Raw genomic sequence first — 17,500 nt, 5'->3', positions numbered from 1 at the left:
CTTGGTGAGCCGTTACCTCACCAACTAGCTAATGCGACGCGGGTCCATCCATAAGTGACAGCCGAAGCCGCCTTTCAATTTCGAACCATGCAGTTCAAAATATTATCCGGTATTAGCCCCGGTTTCCCGGAGTTATCCCAGTCTTATGGGCAGGTTACCCACGTGTTACTCACCCGTCCGCCGCTAACTTCATAAGAGCAAGCTCTTAATCCATTCGCTCGACTTGCATGTATTAGGCACGCCGCCAGCGTTCATCCTGAGCCAGGATCAAACTCTCCAATAAAGTTAGTTTGTCTAGCATCTAAAAATAAAAATTGACGTTTCACGTTGTTTGTTTCGTTTAGTTTTCAAAGTTCAATGTCGCGTTTCAGCGACTTTTATAATTTAACATTTTGATTTGAATCTGTCAACAACTTTTTTCTTTCGTTCCTGACGACGCTTATTAATTTATCATATTACTAATCGATAAGTCAACGCTTTTTTAAAAAATACCAAAATAAATTTATCTTGGTATTATATATAGCTTAATAATCACTAATGCAGCAACACCTGGCACCCCTAATAAACCTGATACTGTAGCTGTGCCCATGTTAATTGGAATATGAAAATCAAAATATGTCCCTGCAACATTCACAATAAATAGTAACGCTATACCTAAAGTGACATGAAAGAGTGCCTTCCCTATAAAACGTATTGGTTTAGCAGAAACACCAAAAACAAGAAAAATAAAAACCAAAGCAAGAATGCCAACAATAATAATTGTAGAATTCATTTTTTCCTCCTTATGAATGACCTATACATATCCATTTGTATGGGACAAGGCGATAAAAAAGAACATCTATAACATAACTCCTACCACTTCATCTTTATAACCTTTAATTAGTAATATTTCTTCTAAGCACTAACAATTAGATACAACTAATTCCATTCCCGCCTTTTCTTTCTCCTCTTTGATATCCCAGTAGCCCTGTTACTCACAAATAAATCGATAAAAAGCAAAAGGTCCCGCTTTAAAAAGCAGGACCTTTTACCATTGTTCCATTTTCACAGGACGACGTTTTGCTTCTTTTAACAAGAAAAAATATTTCGCCTCTGCTATTTTTAAAGAACAAAGTACATCTTGAGACGGCTCAACACTTTGTTCAACCAGTCTCTTCTGACGTAACCATTCATTCTTTACCTTTTCTAATAATACAATTAACTTATCGTCATACTCTTTACGCAACTTACCCTTTTTTTGAAAGAACATTTTCCCTTCTCCTCTTATATCTCTCTACGACCTTCTAAAGCTTTCGATAGTGTTACTTCATCTGCATATTCTAAATCTCCACCAACTGGCAGACCATGTGCAATACGAGTTACTTTGATTCCTGTCGGCTTTAAGAGGCGGGATATGTACATCGCTGTAGCTTCCCCTTCAATATTAGGGTTTGTTGCTAATATCACTTCTTGTACTGTTTCATCTTGTAGTCTCTTTAATAACTGCGGGATATTAATATCCTCAGGTCCAATTCCCTCCATTGGAGAAATGGCACCACGCAACACATGATATACACCTTGATATTCTTTCATTTTTTCCATCGCAATTACATCTTTCGGCTCTTGTACTACACAAACAACCGATTGATCTCTATGCGAATCGTCACAAATATAACAAGGATCACGGTCAGTGATATGCCCGCATATAGAACAATACGCTAAATCTCGCTTCGCATTCACAAGCGCTTTCGCAAAACCTAACACATCATCCTCTTTCATATCTAACACGAAGAATGCCAATCGAACCGCCGTTTTCGGCCCGATTCCTGGCAACTTCATAAAACTATCGATTAATTTTGATATTGGTTCTGGATAATGCATATATCAATATCCTCCTAGAACATTCCACCTGGTAAGTTCAAACCTTTTGTAAATTTGCCCATTGTAGAATTTGAAAGTTCATCAACCTTTTTAAGTGCATCATTCGTTGCAGCTAATACTAAGTCTTGTAACATTTCAATATCTTCTGGATCTACAACTTCTTCTTTAATTTTCACTTCAAGAACTTGCTTATGGCCATTTGCGATAACAGTAACCATTCCGCCGCCAGCCGTACCTTCAACTGTTTTGTCGCCAAGCTCTTCTTGTGCCTTCGCCATGTCTTTTTGCATCTTTTGCATTTGTTTCATCATATTATTCATATTTCCCATTCCGCCACGCATCATAATTAATTCCTCCTCATTATTATTACTCTTTTATTTCAATAAGTTCTTGCCCTACTAATTTTACAGCCTCTTCTATAAGAGGATCTTCCTTTTGTTCTGGGCTTTCTTCAGAATCCCCGCCTTCGCGTTGTAAAAAGTCTTCACGAATTTTACCCCATTCACTTTTTGGGATAGCAATCATATTTAACCTTTTACTTAACAATTCGAAAAGAGTTTGTTCCAATGTATCCATCGCTTCTCGATTTTCACTAGCCATTTTGCAATGAATCTCATATTGAAATGCTAACACATAGGTATCATCAGAAGCCGCAACTGGTTCACTATTTTCTAACAAAACAGCAAATGCTACTTTGTTATGTGACTTGAGCCTTCCTAATAATTCACCCCATACAGCTTTTAACTGTTCTAAATCTTGACGCTTCGCTTGCTTTAACACTTCATTCACACGTCCAACAGGAATTTTCATACTTCCTGTTCGTACCGGTTTTGGTGTTGCCCGCGTCTCTCTTACTTCCTGCTGCACACCAGCTGGCACGCCATTCTTTTTAACTTGCTCTAACTCTTTCTCCAGCTGCTGCATCCTGTTCATAATCGCTTGTAAACGATCTGCGCCGTTTGCTTGCATCATAAACTGCTGACACAGTTGCACCATAACAACTTCCAAGAATATTCTTGGATGATTTGTCCACTTCATCTCCTGTTGTCCCTTACTAAGGGTATGAATAATTTCATAGATTACTTCCGGTTGCATTTCTTCACTTAACGTACGGAATTGATCATCTACAATTACTCGTTCCAACATATGTTCTAATTGTGGTGAAGTTTGATATAAAAGCATATCACGATAGTAATAAATGAAATCCTCCATAAAGCGAACTGGATCTTTCCCTTTACTCATCATCTCATCTATAATACGTAACGCTCTTGATACATCATTTTCACGTATACATTCTACCAGGTCACCTAAATATCGCTGAGATACAGATCCTGTTACAGCTAAAACATCCTCACTCGTCACCATCTCATCACTATAAGAAATAGCTTGATCGATAAGACTAAGCGCATCACGCATACCACCTTCGGCGGCACGCGCTACGATTTGTAACGCTTCATCTTCTACTTGCGTACCTTCATTTGTCACGACTGTCGATAACCTCTCAACGATATCATTTACTGATATCTTTCGAAACTCAAAACGCTGACAACGCGAAATGATTGTAGCTGGAATCTTATGCGGTTCTGTTGTCGCCAAAATAAAGATAACATGTCCTGGCGGCTCTTCTAAAGTTTTCAAAAGCGCATTAAAGGCACCCATAGAAAGCATGTGAACTTCATCAATAATGTATACTTTATATCCTACAGCACTTGGAGCATATTTTACTTTATCTCTTATATCTCGAATTTCATCTACACCGTTATTTGAAGCCGCATCAATTTCTAATACATCTGAAATAGACCCTTGTGTAATTCCTAAACAAGAAGGACATTCATTACAAGGTTCAGCTACCGGGGCGTGTTCACAGTTAATTGCCTTTGCAAATACTTTTGCAATTGTCGTTTTCCCTGTTCCCCTCGGACCAGAAAACAAATAAGCATGTGAAGCTTTCTCTTGAAGAAGGGCATTTTGCAACGTTTTTGTCACGTGCTTTTGACCGACTACATCTTCGAATTTTTGCGGTCTCCATGTTCGGTATAACGCTTGGTATGACACGAAAATACGGCCTCCCTCAAAGGTTATTATCTCATTTATTATAACCCATTCTGTTTATAGATTCCAAAAGTTATTTTCCATACAAAAAACCCACCTTTATATTAAGGTGAGTTTTGTATACATATATAACTGCCGTGCACCTTCTGTCGATTACGTACCATAAGCGTTACTCAAGCAGTTAGCTCGGTTCAGGCACTCCTGCGGCACACGAGAAAACCCGCTTATTGCTGCTTCCTTCCGGACCTGACAAGGTTCACGGGGTCCCGTTGCGCAGGACCCAAACGTCAACACCACTTACTTAAGGCAGACCTTACAGCAGCATAACCTCGAGAAGGGATTCGGCCTCGCTAGAGCGGATTGCGAGTATAGGGCACCGCTACCTCCCCGCTTAGCACGGCAAAGTTAAAACCAATATTCGGTTGCCTTGGATAAGGCATTATCAGTATAACTTGTTTTTTTACAAAATGCAAATACGTTAGTTACCATTACTTTTCTCTAGTTTTTTCGCTTCTTTTCTTTTCTTACGAAGCTCCCTAAAAAAACTCGTTAACAACGTACCACATTCCTCTTCAAGTACACCAGTCACTACTTCACACTGATGATTAAAACGCTCATCAGTTAAAAGATTCATCAATGTACCTGCACATCCACCTTTCGGATCGCTCGCACCATATACAACCCGTTTTACACGCGATAAAACAATTCCCCCTGCACACATTGGACAAGGTTCTAATGTTACATATAACGTTGTATCTTCTAAACGCCATGTCCCTAATTTTTTGCAAGCTTCATCAATAGCTAAGAGCTCGGCGTGAGCTATTGATCTCTGTTCAGTTTCTCTTAAGTTATGTGCGACACTAATCACTTCACCATCTAGCACAATTACAGCACCAATTGGTACCTCCTGTATCGCCTCCGCCTTCTTTGCTTCCTCTATTGCCAACTGCATAAAATATATATCTCGCTCCATAACATAGTCCTTTCACCAAAAATAAAATACACTTTTTCATTTCTTGCAGGTGGGATAACTTTTACAAATTCAATCCAACCTAAAGAAGAAAGAGAGGGAATTACATATGAAAAATACTGCCTTACTCATTATCGATATGATTAATGATTTTCAATTCTCCCACGGGCCCATTCTGGCACAGAAATGTGAAATTATAAAGAACCCCATTTTACAATTAAAGGACAGCATGAAATCATTGGGGTATCCAATAATTTATGTCAATGATCACTATCAACTTTGGAGATCTGATATCGATCAACTTATTACTCATTGCACAAATGAGTATAGTAAAAATATTATTGAGGCCATTGCTCCGCATACTGACGATTACATTTTTATTAAACCACATTACTCTGCTTTTTATGAAACACCTTTGAATTCTTTATTGGGTTATTTAAAAATCGAAAATCTCATTTTAACAGGAATTGCCGGGAACATATGCATCCTTTTTACAGCTAATGATGCCCATATGAGAAATTATACACTTTATGTACCACGGGATTGTATCGCTTCTAATAACGAGCAAGATAATGAACATGCTTTAAAAATAATGGAAGCCACATTAAAGGCAAATATTGTACCGTCATCCCAAATAAAATTTAGTTAATACATATCTATTTTCCAACTTTTTATATCAAATTAGTCCGCTCGCTCCCCTCTTGTGCTACAATAATTCTGTTTTGTGTTTTTAGTAGTCACGGTAAATCACTGATTGAAAGGAGGAAACAGCGTGACCGGAGTACCATTTATCACGGTTGAAGGACCAATTGGTGTTGGAAAAACTTCACTTGCGAAGGAACTTTCAACTCACATGCAACTCCACTTACTAAAAGAGATTGTTGATGAAAATCCTTTTTTAGGAAAATTCTACGAAGACATCGACGAATGGAGTTTTCAAACAGAGATGTTCTTTCTTTGTAATAGATACAAACAACTAGAGGATATTAACATAAAGTATTTAAATCAAAGGAAGCCTGTAGTAGCAGATTATCATATATTTAAAAATTTAATTTTTGCATCCCGTACATTAAAAGATTCTCAATATGACAAGTACATGCAAATTTATCGCATTCTTACGCAAGATATGCCTGTACCAAATGTCATCGTTTATTTAACAGCAAGCCTAGAAACATTACAAAAACGAATTGCGATGCGCGGAAGAGAATTCGAAAAAAATATGGATCCAAATTACTTGCTACAGCTTACAAAAGATTACGAAACAGCAATGGATGCTTTCAAAAAGGACCATCCAGATATTCCAGTATTGAAATTTAATGGAGACGATATGGATTTTGTAAGAAATCCTGATGATTTAAATGTCATCTTATCCGCTCTTCAAAATACTCTCTTGAAGGAGCCGAAATAACAATGAATTTAAGGCAAAAATATGATATACCAAACGATGCAGTTATCACTATTGCTGGAACAGTAGGTGTCGGTAAATCAACTATGACAACTGCATTAGCTAACGCTTTAGGTTATCGTACATCTTTTGAAAAAGTAGATTCCAACCCATATTTGGACAAGTTCTATGCTGATTTCACACGCTGGAGCTTTCACTTACAAGTGTATTTTTTAGCAGAACGATTTAAAGAACAAAAAAGAATTTTCGAATATGGTGGCGGTTTTGTTCAAGACCGTTCTATCTATGAGGACACTGGTATTTTCGCAAAGATGCATTACGAAAAGGGTACAATGACTGAAACTGATTATGAAACATACAAAGGTTTATTTGATGCTATGGTCATGACTCCTTACTTCCCTCATCCAGACTTATTAATTTACCTAGAAGGTTCTTTTGATGATATTGTCGATCGTATTCAAGAACGAGGACGTCCGATGGAGCAGCAAACACCAATTGAGTATTGGAAAGAGATGCATGGACGTTACGATAACTGGATTAATAACTTTAATTCATGCCCTGTTTTACGATTAAACATTAATGAATACGATATTTTAAAAGATGGCGATTCAATCGAACCAATCATTAAAAAAATTGGACATTTTTTAAAACAAACACGTAAACTTGTAAAATAAAAAACCCGTGCATATGCACGGGTTTTCCTATGAAATTACTTTTTCTTTTTCGTCGGAGCAATAATTTCACTCTCTGGCTTTCCAGCGTTAATACGCTGACGAACAGTACTCGTACTAATATCATATGTTTCAGCAATCTCTTTAACAGTCATTTCTTCCCCATTAATTACTGCTGTTAGTAATTTCCCTGTACGTTTTGGAGTTACTTCTTTTTGCACAGCTGGTTTTTCAGCTTCTTTTGTTACCTCTACTTTTTTTACAACCTGTTTTACATCACAAGTGCAACCACAAAGTTTACGAAATGTATCATCACTTATAATGCGCGACACATTTGCACCACTGTTTAAAATTCTATTGTTCTTACAGACAGGACATTGTACATAATATAAAGTTTTTCCATCTAAAGGAAACGTTTGTATAATAAGATCCATGTTAACTCCTTTCATATCTATGAAGATAATCATCGGAATATGAGTGTGTAATAAGGACACTGTATCCTTACATCATACTTTATGATTGGTTTTAAAATAAAAACTCGTTACGTGTTGGTAACGAGTTCTCCAATCTCCACTTATATGCGCTGTTGTCAATTATATCTGGAGGAGGTAGAGGGATTCGAACCCCCGCGCGACTCTCGCCGCCTGTCGGTTTTCAAGACCGATCCCTTCAGCCAGACTTGGGTATACCTCCATATTGACATCAAATATAATATCAAAAGAAAAACAGTTAGTCAACCCCACTATAATAAATTATGAGGAAAGGAAAATTTCACTTTTCCTCTCCTTTATGACACTGCTGACAACGTCCATAATTACCAATCACTCATACCGATGAATGTTTTAACTTATTTAATAACTGTTTTTCCTCCCATATAAGGGCGAAGAACTTCTGGAATTATAATTGTACCATCTTCTTGTTGGTAGTTCTCTAAAATAGCTGCCACTGTACGTCCAATTGCAAGACCAGATCCATTTAGTGTATGAACATGTTCCGGTTTGCCATTTGGCTCACGGCGGAAACGGATATTCGCGCGTCTCGCTTGGAAGGCCTCAAAATTACTACAAGAAGAAATTTCACGATATGTACCATAGCTTGGAATCCATACTTCAATATCGTATTTCTTCGCTGCTGTAAATCCTAAATCTCCTGTACACATGCTCATAACGCGATATGGCAACTCTAATAATTGTAACACGCGCTCTGCATCATTTGTTAATTTTTCTAACTCCTCGTAAGAATCTTCTGGTTTCACGAACTTCACAAGTTCAACTTTATTAAATTGGTGTTGGCGAATTAAACCGCGTGTATCACGACCAGCTGAACCTGCTTCAGAACGGAAGCATGAGCTAAACGCAGCATATCGTATCGGCAATTGCTCTTTACTCACAATCTCATCACGATGCATATTCGTTACAGGTACTTCAGCTGTTGGGATTAGGAAATAATCTTCACTTTCAATACGGAATGCATCTTCTTCAAACTTCGGAAGTTGTCCTGTTCCTGTCATACTTGCACGGTTTACCATATAAGGAGGCAATACTTCCTCATATCCATGCTCATCAGTATGAAGGTCAAGCATAAAGCTAATCAAAGCACGTTCTAATCTTGCACCAGCACCTTTGTAAAATACAAATCGGCTTCCTGTTACTTTCCCAGCACGTTCAAAATCTAAAATCCCTAAATCAGTAGCAAGGTCCCAATGTGGTTTTGGCTCATAAGTAAATTCTTTCACTTCTCCCCAAGTACGTGCCACTACGTTATCATCCTCTGTTTCACCTATTGGAGCAGATTCATGAGGGATATTTGGGATAGATAGCATTAATCTTTCTAAATCTTCTTCAACTGTACGAAGCTCATTATCAAGATCTTTTACTTTTTCCCCAACTTCACGCATTTCTAGAATTAGAGCTTCCGCATCTTTCTTTTCACGCTTTAATACTGAAATTTGTTGAGATACTTCGTTACGTTTACTTTTTAGTTCTTCCGTTTGAACAAGTAGCTCCCTTCTTCTCGTATCAAGTTCTTCAAAGCGACCAAAATCCGTTAAATCTTCGCCTCTATGCTGTAATTTTGCTTTTACTTCTTCAAAATTCGTACGTAAAAATTTAATATCAAGCATTATATACTCCTCCTTTTATTTTATAAAACACAAAAAACTCTCGTCCCTATACAAAGGGACGAGAGTTAACCCGCGTTGCCACCCTAGTTGAAAGCATTACCGCTTTCCTCTCAAGTAGAAATAACGGCTCTTCACCGGGAATGCTTACTAATCAAAAGATATTCCACATTCCATTCCAGGATGGATTCACAAACTGTTTCTATCGATTTCCACCAACCATCGACTCTCTATAAGAAACAACATCTGTTACTACTTCCTATCAACACGCTTATTTTATAAAATTGTTACCATCAATTTACTATAATCTTATACAAGTTGCAAGTTACTTATACAACTTTTTTCATTTTCGCTTCTTTTACCATTTCTACAAAGTATGCTGTTACACGATGATCATCCGTTAATTCCGGATGGAAAGAAGCAGCTAAAAACGGTCCTTGCCTTACCGCTACCATTCGCTCGCCATGCGTAGAAAGTACTTCAACATCATCAGCTACATTTACAACATACGGAGCACGGATAAATACACCAACAAAGTCCTCTCCCACACCTTTCATTGAAAGTGCAGCTTCAAAGCTATCTCTTTGGCGTCCGAACGCATTGCGCTCAACCGTAATATCCATAGCGCCAATATGCGCTTCTTCATAGCCAATAAGCGTTTTCGCAAGAAGAATCATTCCTGCACATGTACCAAACATTGGTTTACCAGACTTCGCAAATGTACGAAGAGGCTCCATGAAAGCATACTTATCAATAAGACGGCGCATTGTTGTACTTTCACCGCCTGGTAAAATAAGACCATCAATTTCTTCAAGTTGTTCTATACGCTTTACAACCACAGCTTCTGCACCACTTGCTTCAACTGATTTCACATGCTCACGAACAGCACCTTGAAGACCTAGTACACCGATTTTCACCATTTTAAAGATCTCCTTTAATTACCATCCACGCTCTTGCATGCGTTGTTCTGGTAATAACGTTGAAATTTCGACACCTTTCATTGCATTACCTAATCCTTTAGAAAGGCTTGCAATTAGTTCGTAATCTTCATAATGAGTCGTTGCTTCAACGATTGCACGTGCAAATTTCTCTGGGTTCTCTGATTTGAAGATACCAGATCCAACAAATACACCATCAGCACCAAGTTGCATCATTAACGCTGCATCTGCAGGTGTTGCTACACCACCTGCTGCAAAGTTTACAACTGGCAGGCGACCAAGGCGTTTAATTTCAAGTAGTACTTCATAAGGAGCACCAGTATTTTTTGCATATGTCATTAACTCATCTTCACGTAGACTTGCAACTTGACGGATTTCTGCATTGACTTGGCGCATATGACGCACTGCCTCTACAATGTTTCCAGTTCCAGGCTCACCTTTTGTACGAAGCATAGATGCACCTTCTGCAATACGACGTGCAGCTTCTCCAATATCACGGCAACCACATACAAATGGAACTGTGTAATCACGTTTATTTAAATGGTATACTTCATCAGCGGGAGTTAATACTTCACTCTCATCGATATAGTCTACCCCTAATGATTCTAATACACGTGCTTCTACAAGGTGACCGATACGGCATTTTGCCATAACCGGAATTGATACAGCACCCATAACTTCTTCAACAATTGTTGGATCTGCCATACGAGAAACGCCACCTGCTGCACGAATATCTGCAGGTACACGCTCTAATGCCATAACAGCAACTGCGCCTGCCTCTTCTGCAATTCTTGCTTGCTCAGCGTTAACTACGTCCATAATAACGCCGCCTTTTTGCATTTCTGCCATTCCACGTTTTACACGTTCTGTCCCTGTTACATTTGTCATGTACAAAAACCCCCCTAGGTGAATTGCTTTCCCCATTAAAGAAGAAAATTAAGAATACTCTTACATTCTACCACTAACTATCTGATGCTTGTCCACTACTTTTTCATAAAGTCGGTATGAAAAATAGGAATAAAAAAAAGCTCCTACAATGAGGAGCTCTTAAAACCAACCTTTTACTGTATCAACAGCACCATTCCACATACCACTAAAGAAAGAACCAATTCCGCGCATAGAACGAGTAAACCAGTTTGCTTCTTCTACTGCTGATTTTGTTACAAGATCTACTTGTAATGACTTACCAGATAAAAATCCAGGGTCATTCGTATCTTTTGGTGTAATTACCATCTGACCAAGTGCAACACCCTTTTTGATAGGTGCTTCTTGTCCCTTACTTGCTTCTTTAAATTCTGTTTTATAAACATCTTTACTTCCTTTTGACACTGGAAGTGAAACAACTTGTTTTGTTTGAACTGCTACATCTTTATCTTTTGCATTTTCTACTCGTACTGTTTCTTGTCCTTTGACCGAAGAACCTTTTTCATACATTTTCTTCATTTCAAAGTTAGCAAAGCCATAATCATATAACTTCTTCGTCTCATCAAATCTTGCTGTATGAGAACTTGTTTTAATGACTACAGAAATAAAACGCATACCGTTTCTTTCAACCGTACCAGTGAAGCAATCACCTGCTTCTGGAGTTGATCCTGTTTTCAGGCCATCTACGCCATCATATTCTTTAACTAAACCCTTTAACATCCAGTTCCAGTTCGACATTGCAAATTTTTCTTTTTCTGGACGGAATACTTTTTTCGGGATTTTCGCTGTATCTAACACTTTTGGATAGTCTTTAATTAGATGTTGTGCTAAAGTTGCAACATCTTTTGCAGACATTTTATTTTCTTCATCCGCTGTTGTTCCTTCAGGATGCATTCCCTTTAAATCTTTGTTTGTTAAACCTGTGGAATTGACAAATTTATAATTTTTCAATCCTAGTTCTTTCGATTTATCATTCATCATTTTTACGAAGTCTACTTCTTTACCTGCAATTGCTTCTGCTAATGCAATTGTTGCACCATTTGCAGAAAAGATTGCCATCGCTTCATACAACTCTTTTACTGTATAAGTGCCGCCATTTTCTAATGCAACATTTGATAATGAGGCATCTTGTGAAACCTTATATGCATATTCAGAAACCTTAATTTTTTGATCCCACTTAAGTTTTCCTTTATCCACTGCTTCATGAACTAAATATTCACTCATCATTTTTGTCATACTAGCAATTGATAATAACTCATCTGCATTCTTTTGATATAAAATTTTCCCAGAATTCGCTTCTACTAAAATTGCCGCACCCGCTTCAATGTTTAGAGCGGCTCCTGTTTCAGCTGATGCATTGCTATATGGTAACAGCATGCTACAAGCTAGTGTAAGCACCGTTACTAAAGCCATGAATCTTTTGCAAAACATACCTTTCACTTTTGCTACCCCCAATATCTATGTACTCACATAACCGTTATTTTAACATAATCAAAAAAAAATAGACAGAGATATCAAATCTCTGTCTATTTTCATATAAGACATTATAATGAGTAGTTTGGAGCCTCTTTTGTAATTTGTACATGATGAGGGTGGCTTTCACGTAAACCTGCACCTGACATGCGAATGAACTGTGCATTCTCACGTAAGAATTCTAAATTCTGCGCCCCGCAATATCCCATACCTGCACGTAATCCACCAACTAATTGATGAACTGTATCTGCTAAAGGTCCTTTATATGGTACGCGTCCTTCAATACCTTCTGGAACAAGTTTCTTGTTTCCTTCTTGGAAGTAACGATCTTTACTTCCTTTTTCCATCGCTCCAACAGAACCCATACCACGATATACTTTAAATTGGCGACCTTGGTAAATTTCAGTTTCTCCAGGGCTTTCAGCAACACCAGCAAACATACTACCTAGCATAACAACGTGTGCTCCTGCTGCTAAAGCTTTAACCATATCACCAGAGTACTTAACACCACCATCAGCAATAACTGGAATACCGTGTTTACGAGCTTCTGTTGCACAATCATAAACTGCTGTTAATTGTGGTACACCAACACCAGCTACAACACGCGTTGTACAAATAGAGCCTGGTCCAATACCAACTTTAACTACGTTTGCACCAGCCTCAATTAATGCTTTCGTTGCTTCAGCTGTAGCAACGTTTCCAGCGATAATATTTAGTGCTGGATATTTCGCACGAACTTCTTTTACCTTTTCAATAACACCTTTAGAATGCCCATGAGCTGTATCAAGTACAATTGCATCTACGCTAGCTTTTACTAATGCATCGATACGAAGCATAGCATCAGCCGTTACACCGACAGCTGCTCCAACTAATAAGCGTCCTTGCTTATCCTTAGCAGAGTTTGGGAATTCAATTACTTTTTCAATATCTTTTATTGTAATAAGCCCTTGTAATACACCGTTATTATCAACAAGAGGGAGCTTTTCAATTTTATACTTTTGTAGGATCTTTTCAGCTTCTTCCAGTGTAGTACCAACTGGAGCTGTAATTAACTGTTCTTTTGTCATTACGTCAGAAATTTTGATTGAGTAGTCTTGGATGAAACGCATATCACGGTTTGTAATAATACCAACTAATTTTCGCTCATCTAAATTATTTACAACTGGTACACCTGAGATACGATATTTTCCCATAAGATGTTCTGCATCATATACTTGATGTTCTGGAGTTAAGAAGAAAGGATCTGAAATAACGCCGCTTTCAGAGCGCTTTACTTTATCAACTTGCTCTGCCTGTTGCTCAATAGACATATTCTTATGAATAATTCCTAAACCGCCTTGGCGAGCCATTGCAATAGCCATGTCAGCTTCTGTTACTGTATCCATTCCTGCACTAATTAACGGGATGTTTAGCTGTAAGCTTTCAGATAAAACTGTTTTAACACTTACTTCTCTTGGTAATATATCTGACCTCGCTGGTACAAGTAATACATCATCAAAAGTCAAACCTTCTTTAACAAATTTAGATTCCCACATAATTGTTCCCCCCATGATACCAGAAATTATTATTAGTAGCTTATCAATTGGTTAAAATACTGTCAAGGACGTATATATATGTTAGAATTTTTAGACAATAAAAGGAGCGTAATATATGCATCAAACACATTGTACTTGGCAGCAATTAAGTTTCTTTTTTTCATCTCAAAATGTACAACGTTATCTTGCCCGTTGTTATGAAAAATCCTCCATACAAGATGCTGAAAAAAAAAGTTTTGAAAACTGTTATCCCTTTATTTACTACTTAGAACACGGGAAAAATTATTATGAATTATATAAGGTAGCCCCCTTTTCGATTCAGCCAATGTTGTTATTTTATGGAATTAGCCAGCTATTTAAAGCTTGTTTGTTAACTATTGATCCTAACTACCCAGAATCAACTACTGTTTTAGCTCATGGTGTTACAACTCGTAAACGAAAAAAACAGGGGTATCAATTTTTAGAAGATGAAGTGAAAATACAGAAAAACGGATTGTTTACTCACATTGCAGAACAACTGTTTCACATGAAACACTTAGAAGCGGAGAAGTTTAATATGTTAGAGCTAATGGGGAATATTCCTGAATTACAAAATTTGTTGCGCTATAGTCAAAAAGTATCAACTTTATATAAGATTGATTCAGCAAATAAAAATGAGCTCTCCTTTTCAGTCAATATATTAGATCGATTACATATGACTAAAGAGCGATTTTCTCGTTACATCGAAACAAGTTGTAAGCATTTATCAATACAACACGTACCTGAGAAAAATAGTGAATTGAATGTGTTTTTTTCAGCGCCTATTCAATCGTGGAATCCTATGTATAGTACTCCTTTATACTACGAGTACCTTACTGACACTTACTATTTACCACTTACAACCGACCCTAGAAACTCTAAGCCCGTGTTGCCTGAGCTCCTTGTTCATTATCTATTGCTCTATAATTTAAGCATGATTTCTAGGTATGAAACAGATTGGTGGTATGACTTACTTGGAAGCTATGGATCTGAAGATTATCCATTTATTTATCAATTTCTCAATATTTCTGCTCAAAAAATCCCTTACTATATTTCAGCATTTTTACTAACGGAATCCAACCTATTTCATGGGAAATAAAAAAAACACAAGTCAAAAGACTTGTGTTTTTATCTTGCTTGGCGACGTCCTACTCTCACAGGGACAAGGTCCCAACTACCATCGGCGCTAGAGAGCTTAACTTCCGTGTTCGGTATGGGAACGGGTGTGACCTCTCTGCCATCATCACCAAACTATGAAGGCATATTCCTTCAAAACTAGATAACATTTGCTTCATATTATATGGTTAAGTCCTCGATCTATTAGTATTCGTCAGCTCCACATGTCACCATGCTTCCACCTCGAACCTATCAACCTGATCATCTTTCAGGGATCTTACTAGCTTACGCTATGGGAAATCTCATCTTGAGGGGGGCTTCATGCTTAGATGCTTTCAGCACTTATCCCTTCCGCACATAGCTACCCAGCTATGCCCTTGGCAGAACAACTGGTACACCAGCGGTGCGTCCATCCCGGTCCTCTCGTACTAAGGACAGCTCCTCTCAAATTTCCTACGCCCACGACGGATAGGGACCGAACTGTCTCACGACGTTCTGAACCCAGCTCGCGTACCGCTTTAATGGGCGAACAGCCCAACCCTTGGGACCGACTACAGCCCCAGGATGCGATGAGCCGACATCGAGGTGCCAAACCTCCCCGTCGATGTGGACTCTTGGGGGAGATAAGCCTGTTATCCCCGGGGTAGCTTTTATCCGTTGAGCGATGGCCCTTCCATGCGGAACCACCGGATCACTAAGCCCGACTTTCGTCCCTGCTCGACTTGTAGGTCTCGCAGTCAAGCTCCCTTATGCCTTTGCACTCTACGAATGATTTCCAACCATTCTGAGGGAACCTTTGGGCGCCTCCGTTACACTTTAGGAGGCGACCGCCCCAGTCAAACTGCCCACCTGACACTGTCTCCCGGGTCGATAAGACCCGTAGGTTAGAATTTCAATACAGTCAGGGCGGTATCCCACCAGCGCCTCCACCGAAGCTAGCGCTCCGGTTTCAATGGCTCCCGCCTATCCTGTACAAACTGTACCAAAATTCAATATCAGGCTACAGTAAAGCTCCACGGGGTCTTTCCGTCCTGTCGCGGGTAACCTGCATCTTCACAGGTACTATAATTTCACCGAGTCTCTGGTTGAGACAGTGCCCAAATCGTTACACCTTTCGTGCGGGTCGGAACTTACCCGACAAGGAATTTCGCTACCTTAGGACCGTTATAGTTACGGCCGCCGTTTACTGGGGCTTCAGTTCAGAGCTTCGCTTACGCTAACCCCTCTCCTTAACCTTCCAGCACCGGGCAGGTGTCAGCCCCTATACTTCGCCTTACGGCTTCGCAGAGACCTGTGTTTTTGCTAAACAGTCGCTTGGGCCTATTCACTGCGGCTTTCCGTTAAGAAAGCACCCCTTCTCCCGAAGTTACGGGGTCATTTTGCCGAGTTCCTTAACCAGAGTTCTCTCGCACACCTTAGGATTCTCTCCTCGCCTACCTGTGTCGGTTTGCGGTACAGGCACCTTTTATCTCGCTAGAAGCTTTTCTTGGCAGCGGGGAATCAAAGACTTCGCTCCATAAGGAGCTTCCCCATCACAGCTCAGCCTTCACGATAAGCGGATTTGCCTACTTATCAGCCTAACTGCTTGGACGTGCACAACCAATCGCACGCTTCTTCTATCCTTCTGCGTCCCTCCATTGCTCAAACGATAAAGAGGTGGTACAGGAATATCAACCTGTTGTCCATCGCCTACGCCTGTCGGCCTCGGCTTAGGTCCTGACTAACCCTGAGCGGACGAGCCTTCCTCAGGAAACCTTAGGCATTCGGTGGACGGGATTCTCACCCGTCTTTCGCTACTCATACCGGCATTCTCACTTCTAAGCGCTCCACCAGTCCTTCCGGTCTGACTTCACTGCACTTAGAACGCTCCCCTACCACTGATACCATTGGTATCAATTCGCAGCTTCGGTGGTGTATTTAGCCCCGGTACATTTTCGGCGCAGAGTCACTCGACTAGTGAGCTATTACGCACTCTTTAAATGGTGGCTGCTTCTGAGCCAACATCCTAGTTGTCTAAGCAACTCCACATCCTTTTCCACTTAATACACACTTTGGGACCTTAGCTGGCGATCTGGGCTGTTTCCCTCTTGACTACGGATCTTATCACTCGCAGTCTGACTCCTAAGGATAAGTCATTGGCATTCGGAGTTTGACTGAATTCGGTAATCCGATGAGGACCCCTAGTTCAATCAGTGCTCTACCTCCAAGACTCTTACACTTAAGGCTAGCCCTAAAGCTATTTCGGGGAGAACCAGCTATCTCCAGGTTCGATTGGAATTTCTCCGCTACCCACACCTCATCCCCGCACTTTTCAACGTGCGTGGGTTCGGGCCTCCATTCAGTGTTACCTGAACTTCACCCTGGACATGGGTAGATCACCTGGTTTCGGGTCTACGACCACGTACTAAACGCCCTATTC

The 17,500-nt window shown here is 39.5% G+C and carries 16 protein-coding genes, 1 tRNA gene, 3 rRNA genes, 1 other RNA gene and 1 other annotated feature (2 of these 22 only partly in view); of the genes, 4 read left to right on the top strand and 17 right to left on the bottom strand.

Translation table 11 applies throughout. From position 1 onward, the window contains the following. The 8 genes from KPL75_RS14185 to tadA form a co-directional block, all read right to left on the bottom strand. Positions 1-283: ribosomal RNA gene (locus tag KPL75_RS14185) — 16S ribosomal RNA — on the bottom strand; it reaches 1,269 nt to the left of the window's first position. A 219-nt stretch (positions 284-502) separates the two neighbouring features. Continuing rightward, a complete protein-coding gene (locus tag KPL75_RS14180; protein WP_219916787.1) occupies positions 503-772 on the bottom strand; it encodes a pro-sigmaK processing inhibitor BofA family protein in 270 nt (89 codons plus the stop codon). A gap of 255 nt (positions 773-1,027) precedes the next feature. Then, positions 1,028-1,249 (bottom strand): YaaL family protein, encoded by a 222-nt coding sequence (locus KPL75_RS14175; protein ID WP_002009631.1) that lies wholly within the window; start codon positions 1,247-1,249, stop codon positions 1,028-1,030. 14 nt (positions 1,250-1,263) lie between these two features. Beyond that, positions 1,264-1,860, bottom strand: coding sequence for a recombination protein RecR (recR, locus tag KPL75_RS14170; RefSeq protein WP_002107278.1), 597 nt, complete (start codon positions 1,858-1,860; stop codon positions 1,264-1,266). A gap of 14 nt (positions 1,861-1,874) precedes the next feature. Next, complete coding sequence (locus tag KPL75_RS14165; protein ID WP_171903084.1) at positions 1,875-2,201, bottom strand: YbaB/EbfC family nucleoid-associated protein; 327 nt, start codon at positions 2,199-2,201, stop codon at positions 1,875-1,877. A gap of 25 nt (positions 2,202-2,226) precedes the next feature. Beyond that, positions 2,227-3,915, bottom strand: coding sequence for a DNA polymerase III subunit gamma/tau (gene dnaX, locus KPL75_RS14160; RefSeq protein ID WP_219916786.1), 1,689 nt, complete (start codon positions 3,913-3,915; stop codon positions 2,227-2,229). Between the two features lie 132 nt (positions 3,916-4,047). After that, positions 4,048-4,312: signal recognition particle sRNA large type (gene ffs / locus KPL75_RS14155), an RNA gene on the bottom strand. 78 nt (positions 4,313-4,390) lie between these two features. Continuing rightward, a complete protein-coding gene (tadA, locus tag KPL75_RS14150) occupies positions 4,391-4,885 on the bottom strand; it encodes a tRNA adenosine(34) deaminase TadA (protein WP_219916785.1) in 495 nt (164 codons plus the stop codon). A 106-nt stretch (positions 4,886-4,991) separates the two neighbouring features. Here tadA and KPL75_RS14145 point away from each other — a divergent pair, with 106 nt between their 5' ends. The 3 genes from KPL75_RS14145 (at position 4,992) to KPL75_RS14135 (ending at position 6,961) form a co-directional block, all read left to right on the top strand. Then, positions 4,992-5,531: a cysteine hydrolase family protein gene (locus KPL75_RS14145; RefSeq protein ID WP_219916784.1), complete on the top strand. Its 540-nt coding sequence runs from the start codon at positions 4,992-4,994 to the stop codon at positions 5,529-5,531. Positions 5,532-5,654: 123 nt separating this feature from the next. Further along, positions 5,655-6,290 carry a deoxynucleoside kinase gene (locus tag KPL75_RS14140; RefSeq protein ID WP_219916783.1) on the top strand — a complete coding sequence of 212 codons (636 nt, stop codon included), beginning with the start codon at positions 5,655-5,657 and terminating at the stop codon, positions 6,288-6,290. Positions 6,291-6,292: 2 nt separating this feature from the next. Continuing rightward, entirely contained in the window at positions 6,293-6,961 is a 669-nt protein-coding gene (locus tag KPL75_RS14135) for a deoxynucleoside kinase (RefSeq protein ID WP_002009620.1), read from the top strand. Between the two features lie 35 nt (positions 6,962-6,996). Here KPL75_RS14135 and KPL75_RS14130 read toward each other — a convergent pair whose 3' ends face one another. The 7 genes from KPL75_RS14130 to guaB all read right to left on the bottom strand — a co-directional run bounded on the left by KPL75_RS14130 (position 6,997) and on the right by guaB (position 13,947). Further along, positions 6,997-7,392: a sigma factor-like helix-turn-helix DNA-binding protein gene (locus KPL75_RS14130; RefSeq protein WP_219916782.1), complete on the bottom strand. Its 396-nt coding sequence runs from the start codon at positions 7,390-7,392 to the stop codon at positions 6,997-6,999. A 166-nt stretch (positions 7,393-7,558) separates the two neighbouring features. Further along, a tRNA-Ser gene (locus KPL75_RS14125) sits at positions 7,559-7,651 on the bottom strand. A gap of 154 nt (positions 7,652-7,805) precedes the next feature. Then, entirely contained in the window at positions 7,806-9,080 is a 1,275-nt protein-coding gene (serS, locus tag KPL75_RS14120) for a serine--tRNA ligase (protein WP_002009617.1), read from the bottom strand. Positions 9,081-9,131: 51 nt separating this feature from the next. Next, positions 9,132-9,352: a binding site (T-box leader), on the bottom strand. Positions 9,353-9,406: 54 nt separating this feature from the next. Beyond that, on the bottom strand, positions 9,407-9,997 hold the full coding sequence (pdxT, locus tag KPL75_RS14115; protein WP_105588282.1) for a pyridoxal 5'-phosphate synthase glutaminase subunit PdxT: 591 nt from the start codon (positions 9,995-9,997) through the stop codon (positions 9,407-9,409). A gap of 18 nt (positions 9,998-10,015) precedes the next feature. Then, positions 10,016-10,903 carry a pyridoxal 5'-phosphate synthase lyase subunit PdxS gene (pdxS, locus tag KPL75_RS14110; protein WP_000186168.1) on the bottom strand — a complete coding sequence of 296 codons (888 nt, stop codon included), beginning with the start codon at positions 10,901-10,903 and terminating at the stop codon, positions 10,016-10,018. A 159-nt stretch (positions 10,904-11,062) separates the two neighbouring features. Then, complete coding sequence (dacA, locus tag KPL75_RS14105) at positions 11,063-12,370, bottom strand: D-alanyl-D-alanine carboxypeptidase DacA (RefSeq protein WP_219921111.1); 1,308 nt, start codon at positions 12,368-12,370, stop codon at positions 11,063-11,065. A 113-nt stretch (positions 12,371-12,483) separates the two neighbouring features. Then, positions 12,484-13,947, bottom strand: a complete 1,464-nt coding sequence (gene guaB / locus KPL75_RS14100; protein WP_002107266.1) for an IMP dehydrogenase — start codon at positions 13,945-13,947, stop codon at positions 12,484-12,486. Positions 13,948-14,062: 115 nt separating this feature from the next. Between guaB and KPL75_RS14095 the strand changes: the two genes are divergently transcribed. Continuing rightward, positions 14,063-15,064: a YaaC family protein gene (locus KPL75_RS14095; RefSeq protein ID WP_219916781.1), complete on the top strand. Its 1,002-nt coding sequence runs from the start codon at positions 14,063-14,065 to the stop codon at positions 15,062-15,064. Positions 15,065-15,100: 36 nt separating this feature from the next. Here the strand turns inward: KPL75_RS14095 and rrf are convergent. Next, positions 15,101-15,216, bottom strand: a 5S ribosomal RNA gene (gene rrf / locus KPL75_RS14090). 49 nt (positions 15,217-15,265) lie between these two features. Further along, a 23S ribosomal RNA gene (locus tag KPL75_RS14085) occupies positions 15,266-17,500 on the bottom strand; it runs 687 nt beyond the window's last position.

It is taken from the genome of Bacillus sp. NP247 (assembly GCF_018966865.1).
Taxonomy (GTDB): domain Bacteria; phylum Bacillota; class Bacilli; order Bacillales; family Bacillaceae_G; genus Bacillus_A.
Note: the sequence above shows the minus strand (reverse complement) of the source record. Positions and strands in the feature narration are given on the sequence as shown.

Excerpts from the sequence above, each read along its gene's own strand:
- KPL75_RS14145 (WP_219916784.1), top strand. The coding sequence starts at position 4,992 with ATGAAAAATACTGCCTTACTCATTATCGATATGATTAATGATTTTCAA.
- KPL75_RS14165 (WP_171903084.1), bottom strand. The coding sequence starts at position 2,201 with ATGCGTGGCGGAATGGGAAATATGAATAATATGATGAAACAAATGCAA.
- KPL75_RS14135 (WP_002009620.1), top strand. The coding sequence starts at position 6,293 with ATGAATTTAAGGCAAAAATATGATATACCAAACGATGCAGTTATCACT.
- dacA (WP_219921111.1), bottom strand. The coding sequence starts at position 12,370 with ATGTTTTGCAAAAGATTCATGGCTTTAGTAACGGTGCTTACACTAGCT.
- KPL75_RS14175 (WP_002009631.1), bottom strand. The coding sequence starts at position 1,249 with ATGTTCTTTCAAAAAAAGGGTAAGTTGCGTAAAGAGTATGACGATAAG.
- guaB (WP_002107266.1), bottom strand. The coding sequence starts at position 13,947 with ATGTGGGAATCTAAATTTGTTAAAGAAGGTTTGACTTTTGATGATGTA.
- tadA (WP_219916785.1), bottom strand. The coding sequence starts at position 4,885 with ATGGAGCGAGATATATATTTTATGCAGTTGGCAATAGAGGAAGCAAAG.
- recR (WP_002107278.1), bottom strand. The coding sequence starts at position 1,860 with ATGCATTATCCAGAACCAATATCAAAATTAATCGATAGTTTTATGAAG.
- pdxS (WP_000186168.1), bottom strand. The coding sequence starts at position 10,903 with ATGACAAATGTAACAGGGACAGAACGTGTAAAACGTGGAATGGCAGAA.
- KPL75_RS14095 (WP_219916781.1), top strand. The coding sequence starts at position 14,063 with ATGCATCAAACACATTGTACTTGGCAGCAATTAAGTTTCTTTTTTTCA.
- pdxT (WP_105588282.1), bottom strand. The coding sequence starts at position 9,997 with ATGGTGAAAATCGGTGTACTAGGTCTTCAAGGTGCTGTTCGTGAGCAT.
- serS (WP_002009617.1), bottom strand. The coding sequence starts at position 9,080 with ATGCTTGATATTAAATTTTTACGTACGAATTTTGAAGAAGTAAAAGCA.
- KPL75_RS14180 (WP_219916787.1), bottom strand. The coding sequence starts at position 772 with ATGAATTCTACAATTATTATTGTTGGCATTCTTGCTTTGGTTTTTATT.
- KPL75_RS14130 (WP_219916782.1), bottom strand. The coding sequence starts at position 7,392 with ATGGATCTTATTATACAAACGTTTCCTTTAGATGGAAAAACTTTATAT.